Origin of the sequence: Escherichia sp. E2562, assembly GCF_005781075.1 — a bacterium.
Classification (GTDB): domain Bacteria; phylum Pseudomonadota; class Gammaproteobacteria; order Enterobacterales; family Enterobacteriaceae; genus Escherichia.
On sequence record NZ_VATM01000012.1, the window covers coordinates 60732 to 77886 of the forward strand.

The 17155-nt window shown below is 47.7% G+C and carries 21 protein-coding genes and 1 pseudogene; 10 read left to right on the forward strand and 12 right to left on the reverse strand.

Features of this window, described 5'->3' with window-relative positions; all coding sequences use genetic code 11:
- Window positions 1-20: 20 nt before the first annotated feature.
- The 6 genes from FEK43_RS16900 to FEK43_RS16925 all read right to left on the reverse strand — a co-directional run bounded on the left by FEK43_RS16900 (window position 21) and on the right by FEK43_RS16925 (window position 5666).
- Window positions 21-1304, reverse strand: coding sequence for a TRAP transporter large permease (locus FEK43_RS16900; RefSeq protein ID WP_130260610.1), 1284 nt, complete (start codon window positions 1302-1304; stop codon window positions 21-23).
- Window positions 1305-1328: 24 nt separating this feature from the next.
- Window positions 1329-1805: a TRAP transporter small permease gene (locus tag FEK43_RS16905; RefSeq protein ID WP_130209275.1), complete on the reverse strand. Its 477-nt coding sequence runs from the start codon at window positions 1803-1805 to the stop codon at window positions 1329-1331.
- A 50-nt stretch (window positions 1806-1855) separates the two neighbouring features.
- A complete protein-coding gene (locus FEK43_RS16910; RefSeq protein ID WP_130209277.1) occupies window positions 1856-2830 on the reverse strand; it encodes a TRAP transporter substrate-binding protein in 975 nt (324 codons plus the stop codon).
- 44 nt (window positions 2831-2874) lie between these two features.
- Complete coding sequence (locus FEK43_RS16915) at window positions 2875-3894, reverse strand: Zn-dependent oxidoreductase (protein ID WP_130260609.1); 1020 nt, start codon at window positions 3892-3894, stop codon at window positions 2875-2877.
- 11 nt (window positions 3895-3905) lie between these two features.
- On the reverse strand, window positions 3906-5120 hold the full coding sequence (gene rspA / locus FEK43_RS16920) for a starvation-sensing protein RspA (RefSeq protein WP_135406695.1): 1215 nt from the start codon (window positions 5118-5120) through the stop codon (window positions 3906-3908).
- A gap of 219 nt (window positions 5121-5339) precedes the next feature.
- Entirely contained in the window at window positions 5340-5666 is a 327-nt protein-coding gene (locus FEK43_RS16925) for a YnfA family protein (protein ID WP_135406698.1), read from the reverse strand.
- A gap of 134 nt (window positions 5667-5800) precedes the next feature.
- Between FEK43_RS16925 and FEK43_RS16930 the strand changes: the two genes are divergently transcribed.
- Window positions 5801-6142, forward strand: a complete 342-nt coding sequence (locus FEK43_RS16930; RefSeq protein ID WP_135406702.1) for a DUF1283 family protein — start codon at window positions 5801-5803, stop codon at window positions 6140-6142.
- A 34-nt stretch (window positions 6143-6176) separates the two neighbouring features.
- Window positions 6177-6737, forward strand: a complete 561-nt coding sequence (speG, locus tag FEK43_RS16935; protein ID WP_064529978.1) for a spermidine N1-acetyltransferase — start codon at window positions 6177-6179, stop codon at window positions 6735-6737.
- 2 nt (window positions 6738-6739) lie between these two features.
- On the opposite strand, the gene FEK43_RS16940 is transcribed toward speG, so the two are convergent.
- Window positions 6740-7450, reverse strand: a complete 711-nt coding sequence (locus FEK43_RS16940; protein WP_135491348.1) for a YnfC family lipoprotein — start codon at window positions 7448-7450, stop codon at window positions 6740-6742.
- Window positions 7451-7556: 106 nt separating this feature from the next.
- On the opposite strand from FEK43_RS16940, the gene FEK43_RS16945 reads away from it, so the two are divergent.
- From FEK43_RS16945 to clcB, 4 genes and pseudogenes are all read left to right on the forward strand, one after another.
- Complete coding sequence (locus FEK43_RS16945) at window positions 7557-7862, forward strand: DUF1161 domain-containing protein (RefSeq protein WP_130219129.1); 306 nt, start codon at window positions 7557-7559, stop codon at window positions 7860-7862.
- Window positions 7863-7914: 52 nt separating this feature from the next.
- Window positions 7915-8001, forward strand: a pseudogene (locus FEK43_RS23160) (hypothetical protein); the annotation flags it as partial.
- Between the two features lie 42 nt (window positions 8002-8043).
- A complete protein-coding gene (gene dmsD, locus FEK43_RS16955) occupies window positions 8044-8658 on the forward strand; it encodes a Tat proofreading chaperone DmsD (RefSeq protein WP_135406705.1) in 615 nt (204 codons plus the stop codon).
- Window positions 8659-8817: 159 nt separating this feature from the next.
- Complete coding sequence (clcB, locus tag FEK43_RS16960) at window positions 8818-10110, forward strand: voltage-gated ClC-type chloride channel ClcB (protein WP_135406709.1); 1293 nt, start codon at window positions 8818-8820, stop codon at window positions 10108-10110.
- Here clcB and bioD read toward each other — a convergent pair.
- From bioD to FEK43_RS16975, 3 genes are all read right to left on the reverse strand, one after another.
- Window positions 10063-10758, reverse strand: a complete 696-nt coding sequence (bioD, locus tag FEK43_RS16965) for a dethiobiotin synthase (protein ID WP_130209293.1) — start codon at window positions 10756-10758, stop codon at window positions 10063-10065. The genes clcB and bioD overlap by 48 nt on opposite strands.
- A gap of 125 nt (window positions 10759-10883) precedes the next feature.
- The gene (mlc, locus tag FEK43_RS16970; protein ID WP_130209295.1) at window positions 10884-12104 is read right to left on the reverse strand and encodes a sugar metabolism global transcriptional regulator Mlc; all 1221 of its coding nucleotides are present in this window, start codon (window positions 12102-12104) and stop codon (window positions 10884-10886) included.
- Between the two features lie 134 nt (window positions 12105-12238).
- Complete coding sequence (locus FEK43_RS16975; protein ID WP_130209297.1) at window positions 12239-13132, reverse strand: LysR family transcriptional regulator; 894 nt, start codon at window positions 13130-13132, stop codon at window positions 12239-12241.
- Between the two features lie 106 nt (window positions 13133-13238).
- On the opposite strand from FEK43_RS16975, the gene FEK43_RS16980 reads away from it, so the two are divergent.
- The 4 genes from FEK43_RS16980 (at window position 13239) to FEK43_RS16995 (ending at window position 16311) form a co-directional block, all read left to right on the forward strand.
- Window positions 13239-14492, forward strand: a complete 1254-nt coding sequence (locus FEK43_RS16980) for an MFS transporter (protein WP_135406712.1) — start codon at window positions 13239-13241, stop codon at window positions 14490-14492.
- A 413-nt stretch (window positions 14493-14905) separates the two neighbouring features.
- Entirely contained in the window at window positions 14906-15214 is a 309-nt protein-coding gene (gene asr, locus FEK43_RS16985; RefSeq protein WP_214251102.1) for an acid resistance repetitive basic protein Asr, read from the forward strand.
- A gap of 92 nt (window positions 15215-15306) precedes the next feature.
- Entirely contained in the window at window positions 15307-15390 is an 84-nt protein-coding gene (locus FEK43_RS16990) for a hypothetical protein (RefSeq protein ID WP_000233091.1), read from the forward strand.
- 99 nt (window positions 15391-15489) lie between these two features.
- On the forward strand, window positions 15490-16311 hold the full coding sequence (locus FEK43_RS16995; protein WP_130209303.1) for a serine protease: 822 nt from the start codon (window positions 15490-15492) through the stop codon (window positions 16309-16311).
- Between the two features lie 38 nt (window positions 16312-16349).
- On the opposite strand, the gene mdtI is transcribed toward FEK43_RS16995, so the two are convergent.
- Together mdtI and mdtJ are read right to left on the reverse strand one after the other, a co-directional pair.
- The gene (mdtI, locus tag FEK43_RS17000) at window positions 16350-16679 is read right to left on the reverse strand and encodes a multidrug/spermidine efflux SMR transporter subunit MdtI (RefSeq protein ID WP_130219061.1); all 330 of its coding nucleotides are present in this window, start codon (window positions 16677-16679) and stop codon (window positions 16350-16352) included.
- Window positions 16666-17031 carry a multidrug/spermidine efflux SMR transporter subunit MdtJ gene (mdtJ, locus tag FEK43_RS17005; RefSeq protein WP_130209307.1) on the reverse strand — a complete coding sequence of 122 codons (366 nt, stop codon included), beginning with the start codon at window positions 17029-17031 and terminating at the stop codon, window positions 16666-16668. Before mdtJ ends, mdtI begins: the two co-directional genes overlap by 14 nt.
- Window positions 17032-17155: the final 124 nt, after the last annotated feature.

Consider the following 17155-nt stretch of genomic DNA (forward strand, 5'->3'; position numbering starts at 1 on the left):
GGGTAACGAATAAAAATGGATTATTTCATACCTAGCAATGCCGGTAGCCACAGCGAAAGTCCCGGAATATAAGAAACCATAAATAGCAAAATGATATTTCCTGTAATAAACGGAATTACCGCTTTACTGATCTCTCCTAAAGAAACACGGGCAATTCCCTGCGAAACGAAGAGGCACACGCCAACAGGTGGTGTCGTCAGGCCGATAACAAGATTCATTACCATCATTACTGCAAAATGGATTGGATCCATACCGATAGCTGTCGCAACTGATAGCAATGGGGTAAAGAGAATCAATAGTGCTGCGATGGTTTCCATAAACATGCCGACCAACAACAGCAGCAGGTTAATCATTAGAATTAACAAATATTTGTTGCTTGTAATAGATAACATGCCATCAGCAATTTGCTGCGGGATCCCTTCAGATGTCAGGATCCAGGCAAAAACATTGGCGAAACCAACCAGCATCAAAATGCCAGCCGTACCGCTGATGCTTTCCATCATACATCCCATGAATTTGCTCACAGTCAAGTCACCATAGACAAAAAAGCCCACGATCAACGAAAACACAACAGCAAATACAGATGCTTCAGTCGGAGTAAACAGACCAGTAACCAAACCGCCGATAATCATGACCGGCATTAGAATTGCCCAGATCGCCCCACGCGTAGCATGTAACCGTTGACGAAATGTAGCCCGCTCACCTTTTGGATAACCCCGTTTATGCGCCAGGTACCATGCGATACTGGCCATGGTTAAGCCCATCATTAAACCAGGAACTGCCCCAGCGATAAAAAGTTTACCCACTGACAAACCGGTTAACGTACCAACAATGATCATTGGTACACTGGGCGGAATAATTGGACCGACTGTCGATGCCACTGCAGTTATTGCCCCAGAAAATGGTGCATCGTAACCACTGCGTTTCATTGCGGGGATCATTACTGATCCAATGCTGGCGGCTTCGGAAACTGCCGTGCCGGAAATACCTGCAAAGATCATTGAACCGCTAACGTTGGCCATTGCTAAACCGCCACGAATGTGACCCAGCCATGCGTTACTGAAAGATACAATTCGGTCAGTAATGCCGCCGCCGTTCATTAATCCTCCCGCCAGCAAAAAACCGGGGATACAAAGCAGTACAAAAGAGTCCATACCACTAAAGAACTGATTCGCCATAATGGCGAGTCCCATATCAGTGACCAGTAGATAGAAGATTGACGATAACGCAAGGGAGAAAATAACCGGAACTCCCAGCATAAGTGAAACAAAGAATATCACAAACAGACCAATAGTCGGATTCATGCGCTGTTCTCACATTAGATAATTCTATTTCCGCCCTTGCGGCGTAAAATCCCGAATCAAATTAAACAAAGTAAAAAGCGATATGTTTCCGGTAATGATAATCACCGAGGATGTCACCCATGCCTGTGAAATAGGCAGTGTAGTAGCCATACGCCACATTGTGCTTTCTACATATTCTACGGAATTGATCATTAGAGTAATTGAGCAGGTAAGAATAACCAAATCAATAAGTAGCACCAGATATTTTTTCAAACCAGATGGCAGCAGACTTACTACCAAATCAACGTTCACCAATTCACGTTTACCCGTTGCCAGTGCACAACCAAATGCGACAACGTAAACCAGTAGAAAGCGAGCGACCTCCTCTGTCCATGCTGGCGAACTTATTGGTAATGGCCGAGATATAACCTGGAGCAATACTACACCAATGAGCGCAACTAATAAAACCGTACCAATAGTTAAATAAATTTTTTCTATATATCCATATAACTTATTAAACATATTTTCCCCTCAGTAGCTCAAAAAGGGGGAATATCTCCCCCCGTTTAATATTATTTTGTTGCTCGAGCTTTTTCGTAAAGAGGTTTGATTTGTGGATTAATTGATTTTTCAACTGATTCATTTGCTATCCGAGCAAACTCGTTCTGATGTACATCAACCAGCGTCATCCCTTTCGCTTGCAGAGCTTCAACTAATTTAGCTTCATCCTGTAAATATAGTTCGTGTTCATAGGCCTGTGCCTCTTTGCCTGCATCAATAATAGCCTGCTGGTATTCTGGCTTCAGCTTATTAAACTTCTTCGTCCCCATAACCAGATAGATCCAGCTACGAACATGTTCTGTCCTGTTAAGATACTTCTGTACTTCAAAGAAACTACCACTCATAATCATAGAAAGTGGATTTTCCTGCCCTTCAATCACTCCCTGCTGCAAACCAGTAAAGACTTCAGAAAATGCCATTGGTGTCGGTTGAGCGCCCAAATCTTTCCAAACGTTGATGAACATTGGTACGTTCGGTAAACGTAGAGTCAGCCCTTTAAGTTCTTCCGGATTGGTAATCGGACGGTTAGACGTCAGGTTACGGGGGCCGCGTTCAAACCAGGCGATAGTTTTCAGTTTCACACGCTCTTCAATATCTTTGGATATTTGTGCGCCAACTTCACCATTAACAATTTTTGCCATTTGTTCTGAAGAAGTAATCATATAAGGCACTGCCAGCAATGCCGCAGAAGGTGCCCAGTTTTGTAATGACTCACCTGTAATGGTCATATCAACGCTTCCTAGCTGAATTGCGTTAATAATATCCATTTCTTTACCTAATGATTCATTAGGATAGATTTTAACTTCTACCGCATTATTTGTTTTTTGCTTTACCAACTCAGCAAACTTCAGTGAGGCTTTATGCCAACTATGTTCTTCATTTACAGGATGCCCTAATTTTAGGGTAACATCTGCGGCGATAGCTGAAAAACTTAATAATCCACCAAACAGAGTACAAAGTGCCAGAGATAGCTTTTTCTTTTCCATGATTAATGTTCCTTTGTAGGTACAGTTACTTTTATATAAGACATTCAGGACTCGGGGAATTTCAATAATACTTTGCACAGCCCTTCTTGTTGAGACTCGATGAGTTTAAATGCTTCATGTACATGTTGAATATCAAAAACATGACTTATAATATTCTCCGGATGAATTAATCCCATCACCATCCACTCAATAACTGTAGGGAACATACGACAATTTAAACGCGATGAATAGAGGGTTAACTCACGACGAGTTAATTCTTGTTGCGCTATTGCGGACGGTGTCGCAGAAAAACCTAAAAGTCCAATTCGCCCGGCAGGAGAGATTAACGTCACGGCTTCTTCCAGGATAGATGGATGGCAAACCGCATCATAAATTAACGTAGGTGTTAGTTTATTATTGTGCAGAAATTCCCGTAATGAACCATTCCGGTTATTAAAAGTATGAGTCGCACCACAACGTCCTGCCATAAGCAAGCGATCTTCGCGTTGATCCACCACAATGACTGGAATCTGCCAGACGTTACACAAAACATCAATAATTGTTAAACCTGCCGGACCTGCTCCATATACCAGTGCAACATCCGTTGGGAAAACCCCCGTACGATTGGTTACATTGGCGGCTACCGCATACGGTTCAATTGCCGCTGCAAGGTTTGCTGGTATAGATTCCGGCACTCGCCAGATGTTAGTTGCTGGAACACAGGTATAATCGGTAAAGCCACCATCGCGATGAACGCCTAATACGTTTAAGCTTTCGCACACATTCGGGCGCCCAATTGAACATGGATAACAATGACCGCAGCTAATGACAGGATCAACCACGACGCGTTCACCAATGCGTTGCGGAGAGATATTGTCCCCTACACTGGTTATCGTTCCGACAAATTCATGTCCTACGATACGAGGGTAAACCGCAAAAGGATTTGCGCCATGATAAATATGCAGGTCTGAACCACATATCCCTGCATACTCAACTTTGACACAAACTTCATCAGCTTTTGGCGCAGAAGAAACGCTATCAATCAGATGCATTTGTCCAGGTTTTTCAACCACAACACTAACCATATATTCCGTCCTTACCAGTTCCAGAGTGTGCCATCTTCCAGGCGTGCGACTGGCAGATATGCAGGTTCATAGGGATATTTCGCTGCCAGCTTTTCATCAAACTCGATGCCAAGACCCGGTTTATCGCCCGGATGCATATAGCCGTTATCAAACGTCCAGTTATGCGGGAAGACTTCGAGCATTTGTTCGGAATAGCCCATATATTCCTGAACGCCGAAATTTGGTACCCACAGATCAAAGTGCAGCGCCGCTGCCATGCAGACAGGTGACAAATCAGAAGGACCGTGTGAGCCAGTGCGTACCTGATACAGGGATGCAAAATCAGCGATCCGACGCATACCGGTGATGCCGCCCGCATGAGTCAGCGTGGCGCGGATATAGTCGATGAGTTGTTCTTCTATCAGTTGTTTGCAGTCCCAAATGCTATTGAAGACTTCACCCACCGCAATTGGCGTGACGGTGTGTTGGCGAATGAGGCGGAAACACTCCTGGTTTTCCGCAGGCGTCGGGTCTTCCATCCAGAACATGCGATAATCTTCAATGCTTTTACCAAAGCGCGCCGCTTCAATAGGCGTTAAGCGATGGTGCATGTCATGCAGCAGATGTTCATCAAAACCAAACTTGTTACGTACCGCGTCGAACAGTTTTGGCATGAAGTCGAGATATTTTTCCGTCGACCACAACTGCTCCTCCGGCCACTGCCCTTTTGTCGCAGGTTCATAAGCCAGCCCTTTGCCTTTGGACATGCCATAGGTGGTCTTCATGCCTGGAATGCCGCACTGTACGCGGATGGCTTTGAATCCCAGTTCCTGATGACGAGCATAATCATCCAGTGCCTCATCAATGGAGTGACCGGTCGTGTGACAATAAACCATAACCCCTTCGCGAGACGCGCCACCCAGTAGCTGATAAAGCGGCATGTTGGCGGCTTTGGCTTTAATGTCCCACAGCGCCATATCAACAGCTGAAATGGCCGACATGGTGACTGGACCGCGACGCCAGTACGCCCCTTTATAGAAAAACTGCCAGATATCTTCGATACGGTGTGCATCGCGACCAATGAGTTGTGGGCAAAGATGATCTTGCAGATAAGATGCTACCGAAAGCTCGCGTCCGTTAAGCGTGGCATCGCCAAGACCGGTAATACCATCCTCGGTGGTGATTTTTAAGGTGACAAAATTACGTCCTGGACAGGTGACAAAAACTTCAGCCCCTACGATCTTCATGTTTTATTCCTTGCATCGATCTTCGTGATGCATGAAATCTACGCAGTTGAACCACTGCCATACAAGTATGAAGACACAAAAAAGCCAGAATGATCACAAAAAAAAGCGCGTATTTGCGCCGTGAATAGATCTAAAGACAGCCAGATTTCACTGTTATTTTGGACGCCATGTATGGCATATCTTATTAATAATAAAAGAGATTTATCATTCCAGGCAAAATCAAACTCGTCCCCAGCCAGCAACAATAATCAACATCCCGCATAGCGCGACCAATGCCCCACTCCAGTCGTAGAGACTGAGTTTTACGCCATCCACAACCCGCAGCCACAGCAGCGCCGTGCAAACATAAACGCCACCATAAGCGGCATACACTCGCCCACTGGCCGCCGGATGCAATGTTAACAGCCAGACGAAAAGCGCCAGAGAAATCCCCGCCGGAACCAGCAGCCATACGCTGGCGTTCCGTTTAAGCCATAGCCAGGGCAGGAAGCATCCGACAATTTCACACAAGGCGGTAGCAAAAAACAGTAACGTTGTTTTAATCATCTTTGTCACTCATTGACATCATGTATATTTATGGCTCGACATAATATCATCACCCTATACATCCTTCTGGTACGTTTTGCGTTCGCAGTGGATCGTGTAAAATCCCCTTTAAACATTCATGTAAGGAATGAATCATGAATCTTATTTTCTGCAAACGGCTCGGACTGCTCGCTTTTCTGCTACCTTGCGCACTGGCATTTAGTGCAACTACTCATGCAGAAACCAATAAACTGGTGATTGAGTCTGGCGACAGCGCACAGAGTCGCCAACAGGCGACAATGCAAAAAGAGCAATGGAATGAAACTCGCAATTTGCGTCAAAAAGTCAATAAACGCGCCGAGAAAGAATGGGATAAAGTTGACTCCGCATTCGATAGCCGCGATAAATGCGAACAAAGTGCCAACATTAATGCCTACTGGGAACCGAATACTTTACGTTGCCTGGACCGTCGTACTGGCCGCGTAATTACCCCCTAACCTGTTATTGATATAAGGAATGTAAGGACACGTTATGACAAGCGCCCACAGTGTTAAGCTACGTCCGCTGGAGCGTGAAGATTTACGCTATGTGCATCAACTCGACAATAACGCCAGCGTGATGCGTTACTGGTTTGAGGAACCCTACGAAGCCTTTGTTGAACTCTCTGATCTGTACGATAAGCATATTCACGATCAGAGTGAGCGCCGTTTCGTGGTGGAGTGCGATGGTGAAAAAGCGGGTCTGGTGGAACTGGTTGAAATTAACCATGTCCACCGCCGCGCAGAATTTCAGATAATCATCTCCCCGGAATACCAGGGCAAAGGTCTGGCAACACGCGCAGCAAAATTAGCAATGGATTATGGCTTCACTGTTCTTAATCTCTATAAGCTGTATCTGATTGTCGATAAAGAGAATGAAAAAGCGATTCACATTTACCGTAAGCTCGGTTTTACGGTCGAAGGTGAACTGATGCATGAATTCTTTATTAATGGTCAATATCGCAATGCCATTCGCATGTGTATATTCCAGCATCAGTATCTGGCGGAACATAAAACGCCGGGTCAGGCGATGCTGAAGCCGACCGCGCAATAGCGTTAATAATAATCAATGGTATTTTTGATAGTGTAAACCCGTTCGATGGCGGGTTTTTCCGCTTCATCAACAATGATCAATTGGCAGTCCACCGGATTGGCGTGACTGTCATATTCACAGCTTTGCTTCACATTACCAACTTGTTGATTATTCAGTAAAGTAACCGCCGTGTAATCGAGTTTTTTGATCGGATCAGTTGATGGTGTTGCAGTGACTGATAACGTTTTATCGTTGCTTACCGTGGTTTTACCCAACGGATAGCCCTGTTCATCATACCTATAATCCACTTTCATCTGTTTACTGCTGGCTTTAACGACAAAGCCATTATCATCGGTTTCCCAACTCACTCCGGCGGAAGGTAATTCTGCTAACTGGCATTTACCCTGTAAACGTACTTTTTTCTCCAGTGTCTGCGCATCACGGTAATAATTCGCATCCAGCACTAAGGCAACCACGGTATTATTTTCCAGATCCAATAATTCAAGCGAATCAAAGCAACCTTCTTCCGATAAGCTGCCTGAAACACGTTTCGTCACTTCCCCTTGTTCATTCATCAATGTCTGGGTGAAATCTTTAACCGGACCACGCAGCGGATCGAAATCAAATTCATTAGAGAAGCTGGCCATCTCTGGCGTAAAAGAAAACGTCACTTCTGCGCGATCGCATCCTGTAAGCATTATCGCGAGCAAACATGGCAGTAATTTGAAATTCACTTTAGTCACCAGACAGTAGAGATTATTATCAATCATAGTAGTAAATACAGTGCTTTACACGTGAAATGCTATGCTTAGTGAGTAATATTCATTTAAGGAGCCAATGATGAAAATCTCAACTTATTGCGCCGCGCTACTGCTCACAATTGCCTCACCCGCCGTGCTGGCCGCGCCAGATTCTTGTGAACGGATAAAGAGCGATATTTCACAGCGTATTATCAACAACGGTGTGCCAGAAAGTAGCTTTACTTTAAGTATTGTGCCAAATGATCAGATCGATCAACCTGACACCAGGGTGGTTGGCCATTGTGCCAATGATACTCATAAAATTCTCTATGACCGCACCACCAGCGGTAACAATTCTGCCCCTGCACAACCGACTCAAGATGGCGCGCCTGCCGAACCGCAGTAAAAAGTATGATGGACGCTGGCGCGTCTTATCAGGTCTACATACTGCAACGTGCTTGTGTCTCATACCGGGCGGTGAGATGATCGGGCGAGCGCGATTTTATGGCCTGCATATGACGGTAGGAATGGCCGTCGCAGGTTAACAACTTGGTGCGGGGCAAGCCGCACGTTTCAGGATGATAAGAATGACGCATTTTTCACAACAAGATAATTTTTCTGTCGCGGCGCGTGTGCTGGGGGCGCTGTTTTATTACGCCCCAGAAAGCGAGGAAGCCGCGCCTCTGGCTTCTGCAATGACCAGCGATGGCTGGGAAACTCAGTGGCCTCTGCCGCAAACTTCTTTAGTGCCGCTGGTAACGGCTTTTCAGCAACAGAGTGAAGAGTCGCGTACACAGGCCTGGCAGCGTTTATTCGTTGGCCCGTGGGCGTTGCCGTCCCCGCCGTGGGGATCGGTCTGGTTGGATCGTGAATCGGTACTGTTTGGCGATTCAACGTTGGCACTTCGTCAATGGATGCGCGAAAAAGGCATTCAGTTTGAGATGAAGCAAAACGAACCTGAAGATCATTTTGGCTCCTTGCTACTGATGGCGGCCTGGCTGGCGGAGAGCGGTCGTCAGACAGAGTGCGAAGAGTTGCTGGCGTGGCATCTTTTACCGTGGTCGACGCGCTTTCTCGAGGTGTTTATCGAAAAAGCAGAACACCCTTTTTATCGCACGCTTGGTGAACTGGCTCGCTTAACGCTGGCTGAGTGGCAGTCACAATTGCTGATTCCCGTCGCAGTTAAGCCACTTTTTCGTTAAGGTTCCCGTAGCATTACCGGATGGCGGCAATATCGCGCCATCCCATATTAAATAAGTTACAGTGTCACACCATTTCCCTACTTAAAGCACGCACAGCTTTTGCGCCTGACGTCTTTTCCCTCAAAATAGATGCCCGTGTTTAAATTGCTATTTCTACTCATGCATCATCTACACCTTTACCCGGATCTGCGCACCCTGTTTCGTCGTCTGCTTATCGCAATGATAATCGGTATTCTCGCGGCGTTTGCCGTTGCTGGATTCCGTCATGCCATGCTGTTGCTGGAGTGGTTGTTCCTGAGCAATGATTCCGGGAGTCTGGTCAATGCTGCGACAAACCTTTCTCCGTGGCGACGCTTGTTAACTCCTGCGCTCGGTGGTCTGGTGGCAGGTTTATTGCTCATGGGTTGGCAGAGAGTTACGCAGCAACGACCCCATGCGCCGACCGATTATATGGAAGCTTTGCAGAGCGAGGGGCAGTTCGATTACGCAGCAAGCCTGGTAAAATCACTTGCCTCTCTGCTGGTGGTGACAAGCGGTAGCGCAATTGGCCGTGAAGGGGCGATGATTCTGCTGGCGGCTCTTGCTGCATGCTGGTTTGCCCAACGTTTTACGCCGCGTGAAGAGTGGAAATTATGGATTGCCTGCGGTGCTGCGGCAGGCATGGCTGCAGCCTATCGCGCACCGCTTGCCGGGAGTTTATTTATTGCCGAAGTGCTGTTTGGCACCATGATGCTTGCCTCTCTTGGCCCTGTGGTGATTTCAGCCGTGGTGGCATTGCTTGTCAGCAATCTTATTAATCACAGCGATGCATTGCTCTACAGCGTTCAGCTCGAGGTGACGCTGCATGTGCGGGACTATGCGCTAATTATCAGTACCGGCGTACTGGCTGGTCTTTGCGGACCATTACTGTTGAAAATGATGAGCGCCAGTCATCAAGGTTTTGTTCACCTAAAACTGACGCCGCCCTGGCAGTTGGCGTTAGGGGGGGTGATCGTCGGCCTGCTTTCCCTGCTCACGCCTGCCGTATGGGGCAATGGTTATAGTACGGTGCAATCCTTTTTAACCACCCCACCACTGTTTACGGTCATTGCTGCGATCTTCATCTGCAAACTTTTTGCCGTGCTGGCCAGTAGCGGTTCCGGCGCGCCTGGCGGCGTGTTTACGCCAACGCTATTTATCGGGCTTGCAATTGGCATGCTGTATGGACGTAGCCTGGGGTTATGGCTTCCAGGCGGCGAAGAAATGACGCTTTTACTCGGACTAACAGGGATGGCAACTCTGCTGGCTGCGACCACGGATGCGCCAATTATGTCGACATTGATGATATGTGAAATGACCGGGGAGTATCAGCTACTCCCCGGTTTATTGATTGCCTGCGTGATCGCGTCGGTAATGTCGCGGACCTTACACCCTGACTCTATCTACCGACAGCACACTACGCAGCATGGCTAAGCGGATGTATTGACCCAGTTCTCGCTGTTCAGCTCGGGGCAGATAAGGCAGTTCACCAATGAGCGGTGCCGGAAGTTTTTTACCCAGCACATCAATGATTTCAGCATAATGCGCTAACCCAGGGTTAATACGATTAGCCACCCAGCCAATGAGAGGCAGACCGTCGTTCGCAATCGCTTGTGCGGTCAGAAGCGCATGGTTAATACAGCCTTCCTGAATACCCACCACCATCAACACTGGTAGCTGCTCCTGGACCACCCATTCAGAGAGCGGACGCAGATCATTCATCAGGCTGCGCCATCCGCCAGTCCCCTCAACGACAACATGATCAACTTTGTCTGTCAGGTTAGCCAGACCATTTGAAATGAGCGTGTAATTGATAGGACAACTGTGCGCCACGCTACTTTCTTCTTCGCTTAACGCAATGGGATTGACTGCTTCATAAGGCAGTTCAATTGATGAAACACTCTGCAACACCAGGGCATCTTTATTACGCAGCCCCTCAGGTGTCTCTTTGCTCCCCTTCGCTACGGGTTTGTATCCCGCAACTGTTTTTCCCTGGGAGGCTAACGCTTGTAGCAATGCGCGGGAAACCACCGTTTTCCCTACAGAAGTGTCTGTACCTGTTATAAAGAAACGCTTCAGCATCACTAACTCCACCGTTATGCTTCACTAATATAAGCCAGGAAAATAATTCAACGTGGAAAGTCTAAGTTATGCTTTCTGCACTCAATTTGAGATAGCGCAAATTTTGGTAGAACAGTTAAAAAATGTTAACCCTGCAACAGACGAATCAGCAAAGATCCATTATATAGCGCATCTTTTACCAGCGCGGCCCCTGCCATTGTCCCCTGATTGGTGAACTGAGTGCTCTCAACGCTAATATGCTGGCTGTATGCTGGAAGCGCCTGCTGGCGGATGCTGTCAGAAATCACAGGGAACAGAATATTTGCCGCTTTGCTTAACGGCGAGCCAATCAGTATTTTTTGTGGGTTAAATAAATTCACCATGATGGCCAGAATGCGCCCAACATGCGCGCCTACGCCAGTGATAATATCCTTTGCCAGCAAGTCACCCTGCAACGCCGCATGGCATAATGAATCCACGCTCAAAGGCTGCCCGTGCAACATCGAACTCATTGACTGATTAAGGCGTAATTGCGCCAGTTCGAGGATGCTGTCCACACTGGCGATGGTTTCCAGACAACCGTGGTTACCGCAATAACAGCGTTTACCATACGGATCCACCTGGGTATGACCAATTTCTACCAGGCTACTGCTTCCAGCATGTAACAAGTGACCGTCGGTAATCACGCCCGCGCCAACATTGTGATCAATTACCACCTGAATCACATCGCGCGCCCCGCGAGAGGCTCCAAATAATGCCTCGGCCATCGTCCATGCACTAATATCATGCTGAATGTAAACCGGTACACCTGTGTGCTGCTCCAGCGCTTCGCCGAGCGGCATCTCTTTCACATCCTCGTAAAACGGCATCCGGTGCACAATACCATTTTCCGTATCAATAATTCCCGGCAAAGTAATGGCGATGGATGTCAGGCGTTCGAGTTTTTTCTGATGACGGATAAAAAACTGATCAATATGCGCAATGATACGTTCCAGCAAAGGCAATTCATCCTGAAGCGCCAGCTCCTGTGTCTCTTCCACCACCAGCTTGCTGCTTAAATCACGCAGGGCAAGAAAAATTAAACCACGACTGATGCGCAGAGAAAGATAATGCCAGGCTTCTGTTTCCACCACCAACCCCACCGCAGGGCGGCCACGGTTTCCCCCTTCTTTAATTTCTAACTCTTGCACCAGATGCGCTTCTAGCATTTCGCGGACAATTTTGGTGATACTGGCGGGAGCCAGTTGCGCCATGCGGGAAAGGTCGATACGCGAAATGGGACCAAGCTGATCAATCAGGCGATAAACAGCACCCGCGTTGGTCTGCTTTATTTGATCAATATGTCCAGGCTGGTTTTCTGCAACCACCTTATACTCCCTATATTTTCGCGCTCCGAAATAATCTGTAGGCTATGGTGAAACACTTCAATGCGTGCCGTCAAATTTTTACTTAGCCATGTGATTAACAGCACACTTTTCGGGTTTTTTAGCTGAATTTTACCTCACCTGAGAGCATTCAGCAGCTGAATACGAAAGTTTCGCGCTGCCGGACTTTGTTCATGATGCGTCGGCCAGACCAACCACATTTCAGAAACCGCATCTTCTTCAGCAATAGGTATCCAACGCATTTCATTAAGCTGAACACGCTTAAATGAGGCGGGCAAAATCGAAACGCCCAAACCGGCAGACACAAGGCCAATGATGGTCATCGCCTCGCCCACTTCCTGGGTAATAACCGGTGTAAGATTGTAGCGTCGCATCAGGCCCAGAATGTCATCATAAAGCCCGGTCCCGACGTGAGGATCAAAGAAAACAAACGGCTCTTTTGCCAGTTCCGCCAACGTAACTACAGATTTACCGGCTAACGGATGATCGTGCGGAATCATCGCCATAAGCGGTTCATGCACAATTACCGCATGGTTCAACGTCTCCGGCAGCAAAGTATTGCGTAACAGTCCCATATCGAGCGTCCCTTCGATAAGGGGCGCAATTTGCTCGCGGGTATTCATCTCGCGCGTCTGCAAATGGACATCAGGAAATTCGCGGCGAAATAACGATAAGGTATCTGACACTGCGCGAATGAATGGCGCCGATGAGGTAAAACCAATGCGTAACTCTCCCGCCTCCCCCTGATGCAGTCGTTCTGCTCGCGCGGCGGCATCGTCTACCAGAGAAAGAATTTGACGACTATCGGCAAGAAATTGTTTGCCTGCAGCGGTGAGCGCGACGCTTCGATTAGTTCTGGCCAGCAGGCGCGCGCCAATTTGTTGCTCCAACGCCTGAATCTGTTGGCTTAGTGGCGGTTGAGAAATATTCAGGCGCGCAGCAGCTCGACCAAAATGCAATTCTTCTGCAACAGCGATGAAGTAACGTAGGTGACGCAATTCGATATTCATATTTCATACATATTATTTGAGACTATTAATATATTAGACATAACAATTCGATTTTCCTACTCTATTCCTGAGCTAACACAACGCGCATATTTAGTAAGGATTTCAAGTGAGTCGTACCACAACTGTTGATGGCGCTCCGGCAAGCGCCACTGACAAGCAAAACGTTTCCCAGCCAAACCTGTTCATCAAACGCGGTACGCCGCAATTTATGCGCGTGACCCTGGCGCTTTTTTCTGCCGGACTGGCAACCTTCGCACTTCTCTATTGTGTGCAACCTATCCTTCCGGTTCTTTCACAGGAGTTTGGCTTAACACCCGCAAACAGTAGTATTTCACTGTCAATTTCAACGGCAATGTTGGCTATCGGATTGCTGTTTACTGGCCCGCTTTCCGATGCCATTGGTCGCAAGCCAGTGATGGTTACGGCGCTGTTATTGGCCTCCATCTGCACGTTACTTTCGACGATGATGACCAGCTGGCACGGCATTTTGGTGATGCGCGCCTTGATTGGCCTTTCATTAAGCGGCGTGGCTGCGGTGGGCATGACCTACCTTAGCGAAGAGATCCACCCGAGTTTTGTCGCCTTTTCGATGGGGTTGTACATCAGCGGTAACTCGATTGGCGGCATGAGCGGACGCTTAATTAGCGGTGTCTTCACCGATTTCTTCAACTGGCGAATTGCACTGGCAGCGATTGGCTGTTTCGCACTGGCCTCGGCGTTAATGTTCTGGAAAATTCTTCCAGAATCTCGCCATTTCCGCCCTTCCTCACTGCGCCCTAAAACATTGTTTATCAACTTCCGTCTGCACTGGCGCGACCAGGGATTGCCTTTATTATTCGCAGAAGGTTTTTTGCTGATGGGCTCATTCGTCACCCTGTTTAATTATATTGGCTATCGCTTGATGCTTTCCCCGTGGCATGTCAGCCAGGCGGTGGTGGGTTTATTATCCCTGGTCTATTTGACCGGTACCTGGAGTTCACCAAAAGCCGGAACCATGACCACCCGCTTCGGACGCGGTCCGGTGATGCTGTCTTCGACAGGTGTCATGCTTGTTGGCCTGTTAATGACATTGTTCAGTTCGATATGGCTGATTTTTGCCGGGATGCTGCTCTTCTCAGCCGGATTCTTTGCCGCTCACTCGGTCGCCAGCAGCTGGATTGGCCCCCGAGCTAAACGCGCCAAAGGCCAGGCTTCCTCGCTGTATCTGTTCAGTTACTACGTGGGGTCAAGTATTGCCGGAACATTAGGTGGGGTCTTCTGGCATAACTACGGCTGGAACGGCGTTGGCGCCTTTATTGCGTCGATGCTGGTGGCCGCGATTATAGTGGGTACACGTTTGCACCATCGATTGCACGCCTGAAAAAATAAGCCCGGGCTGAGTAAAATACCCACCCGGGCTTATTGTCTGCTCAACTCAACGTTAATAACCATCCTAAAATAGACGAAGCGCCAGCCAATTCCCGCAGCGCATCTAATGTCATCAGGATAATAAATACCCAAATTAGCGGATTCATTTACTGTGTGTCATTTATTGATGATGCAAAGTAATTCTACCGTTTTGGGAACAGAGAAATAGTAAACTCGATCAAGACTACTGATATTAGTAGGGAATTTACCTTAAGTCACATCGCGTTATTATTTACCAATTTACTTTGTACATATCGTTACATGCCGAAACCAACCACTCACGGAAGCCTCTCATTACCCGAGATATAGTCATTACATCGGCCCCGTAGTGGGGTTGCATAAAAAAACCAAATTGAGGGTATGACAATGAAAAAAGTATTAGCTCTGGTTGTTGCCGCTGCGATGAGTCTCTCTTCTGCCGCTTTTGCCGCAGAGACTGCGACCACACCTGCCCCTGCAACTACTGTCACCAAAGCTGCACCTGCAAAAACCATGCATCATAAAAAACAGCATAAAGCAGCACCTGCCCAAAAAGCGCAGGCGGCTAAAAAGCATCATAAAAAAGCGAAAACCGAACAGAAAGCTCCGGAACAAAAAGCACAAGCCGCGAAAAAGCACACCAAGAAACACAGCCATCAGCAACCTGCAAAACCAGCTGCCCAACCAGCAGCTTAAGTTTTCAGCAGCAATAATGGCGCGCCCCCTCGCGCCTGAAAATTACGGCGCTAGACGGATAACGTTTAGCGCCGCCTTAAGCGGAGGGTACTATGGTGGGCCGTTATCGCTTTGAGTTCATTCTTATCATCCTTATTTTATGTGCATTGATTGCCACTCGCTTTTATCTTTTCTGATCGTAGTTATCTGATTTCACTCCCACTTTAATCCCGTCCCGGCTATAGTATTTATGAGGGTTTGCTTTTAATAATCATAATTACCCACCAGAGTGTGATATGCGTACAACCATTGCTGTAGTACTGGGTGCAATTAGTTTGACATCTGCATTGGTATTTGCAGATAAACCTGACAGTCCTGAATCGGCTAATGATGAAGTCAGCACCCTTTTTTTTGGTCATGACGATCGAGTGCCAGTAATTAACACGACCCAATCTCCGTGGGATGCGGTTGGGCAACTGGAGACTGCCAGTGGAAATCTCTGCACGGCCACCCTGATTGCGCCCAATCTCGCATTAACGGCGGGGCACTGTTTATTAACGCCGCCAAAAGGCAAACCAGACAAAGCAATTGCGCTGCGTTTTGTGTCGAATAAGGGGCTATGGCGCTATGAGATCCACAACATTGAAGGCCGCGTTGATCCGACATTAGGTAAACGGTTAAAGGCTAATGGAGATGGCTGGATTGTCCCGCCTGCTGCCGCGCCGTGGGATTTTGGTTTGATTGTGCTGCGCAATCCGCCTTCTGGCATTACACCCTTACCACTTTTCGAGGGAGACAAAGCAGCACTCACCGCCGCATTAAAAACGGCAGGTCGTAAAGTGACCCAGGCAGGCTATCCCGAGGATCACCTGGATACGTTGTACAGTCATAAAAATTGCGAAGTGACTGGCTGGGCGCAAACGTCGGTGATGTCGCATCAGTGCGATACCCTGCCGGGTGACAGCGGTTCGCCGCTAATGCTGCATACTGATGACGGCTGGCAGTTGATTGGCGTGCAAAGTTCGGCGCCTGCGGCTAAGGATCGCTGGCGGGCTGATAACCGGGCTATCTCTGTTACCGGCTTTCGCGACAAACTGGAAGAGTTATCCCGGCAATAGCGTTTAAATGCTGCCCGAAAATACGGGCAGCATAAACATCAGGCGAGTTTCACCATGATCATTCCGGCTAACAACAGGACCAGACCAACCCAGCCTTTGCGGTTTAACCGCTGACCAAATAGGACCCAACCGGCTGCTAATGTGGCGACAATACCAAACCCACCCCACAGCGCATACGCCACTGACAAGTCGATCCCTTTCACTGCCTGGGATAGTGCACTAAAAGCAGCAAGTACCGCCGCCAGCGACAACAAGCCATAGACTTTACGGCGAAAGCCATCAGAAAATTTCAAAAAGACGTTAGCAATAATTTCCAGCACTATCGCCAGTGCCAACCAGGCGGCGTGAATCCATTCAAACTGAGCCATGATTCTGCTCCAGCGTAGATTTACGCACTTTACGTGTACCCGATTTGATCAAGACAATCCCGGCAACCAGAGTTGTTAACCCGACAATTTTCATCAGCGATAAACTTTCATCAAATAACAGAACGCTAAACAGCGTAATAAATAAAATACCGATACCTTCCCACAGCGCATAGGCTACGCCTAACGCAATTTTTTTAACGGCGAAAGAGAGAAGTATATATGACAGAGAAATCATCACCAGCATTAAAATAAACCCGCTGTTTCCATCACTGACGCTAGCCCATTTCATAGATAACGTGCCGGTAATTTCTGTGGCAATAGCCAGACCTAATAAAATCCAATAAAAATACATCGTCCTTCTCCTGCAAGAGAATTATTTTAATATTCGCTTAATTCAGCGAAAGTAAAGAGGTCAAGCCCAGCGCATAGCGCAAGCTTCGGCAGAAGAAAAGACTAAAGCGCGTTGCGCCAGTGCT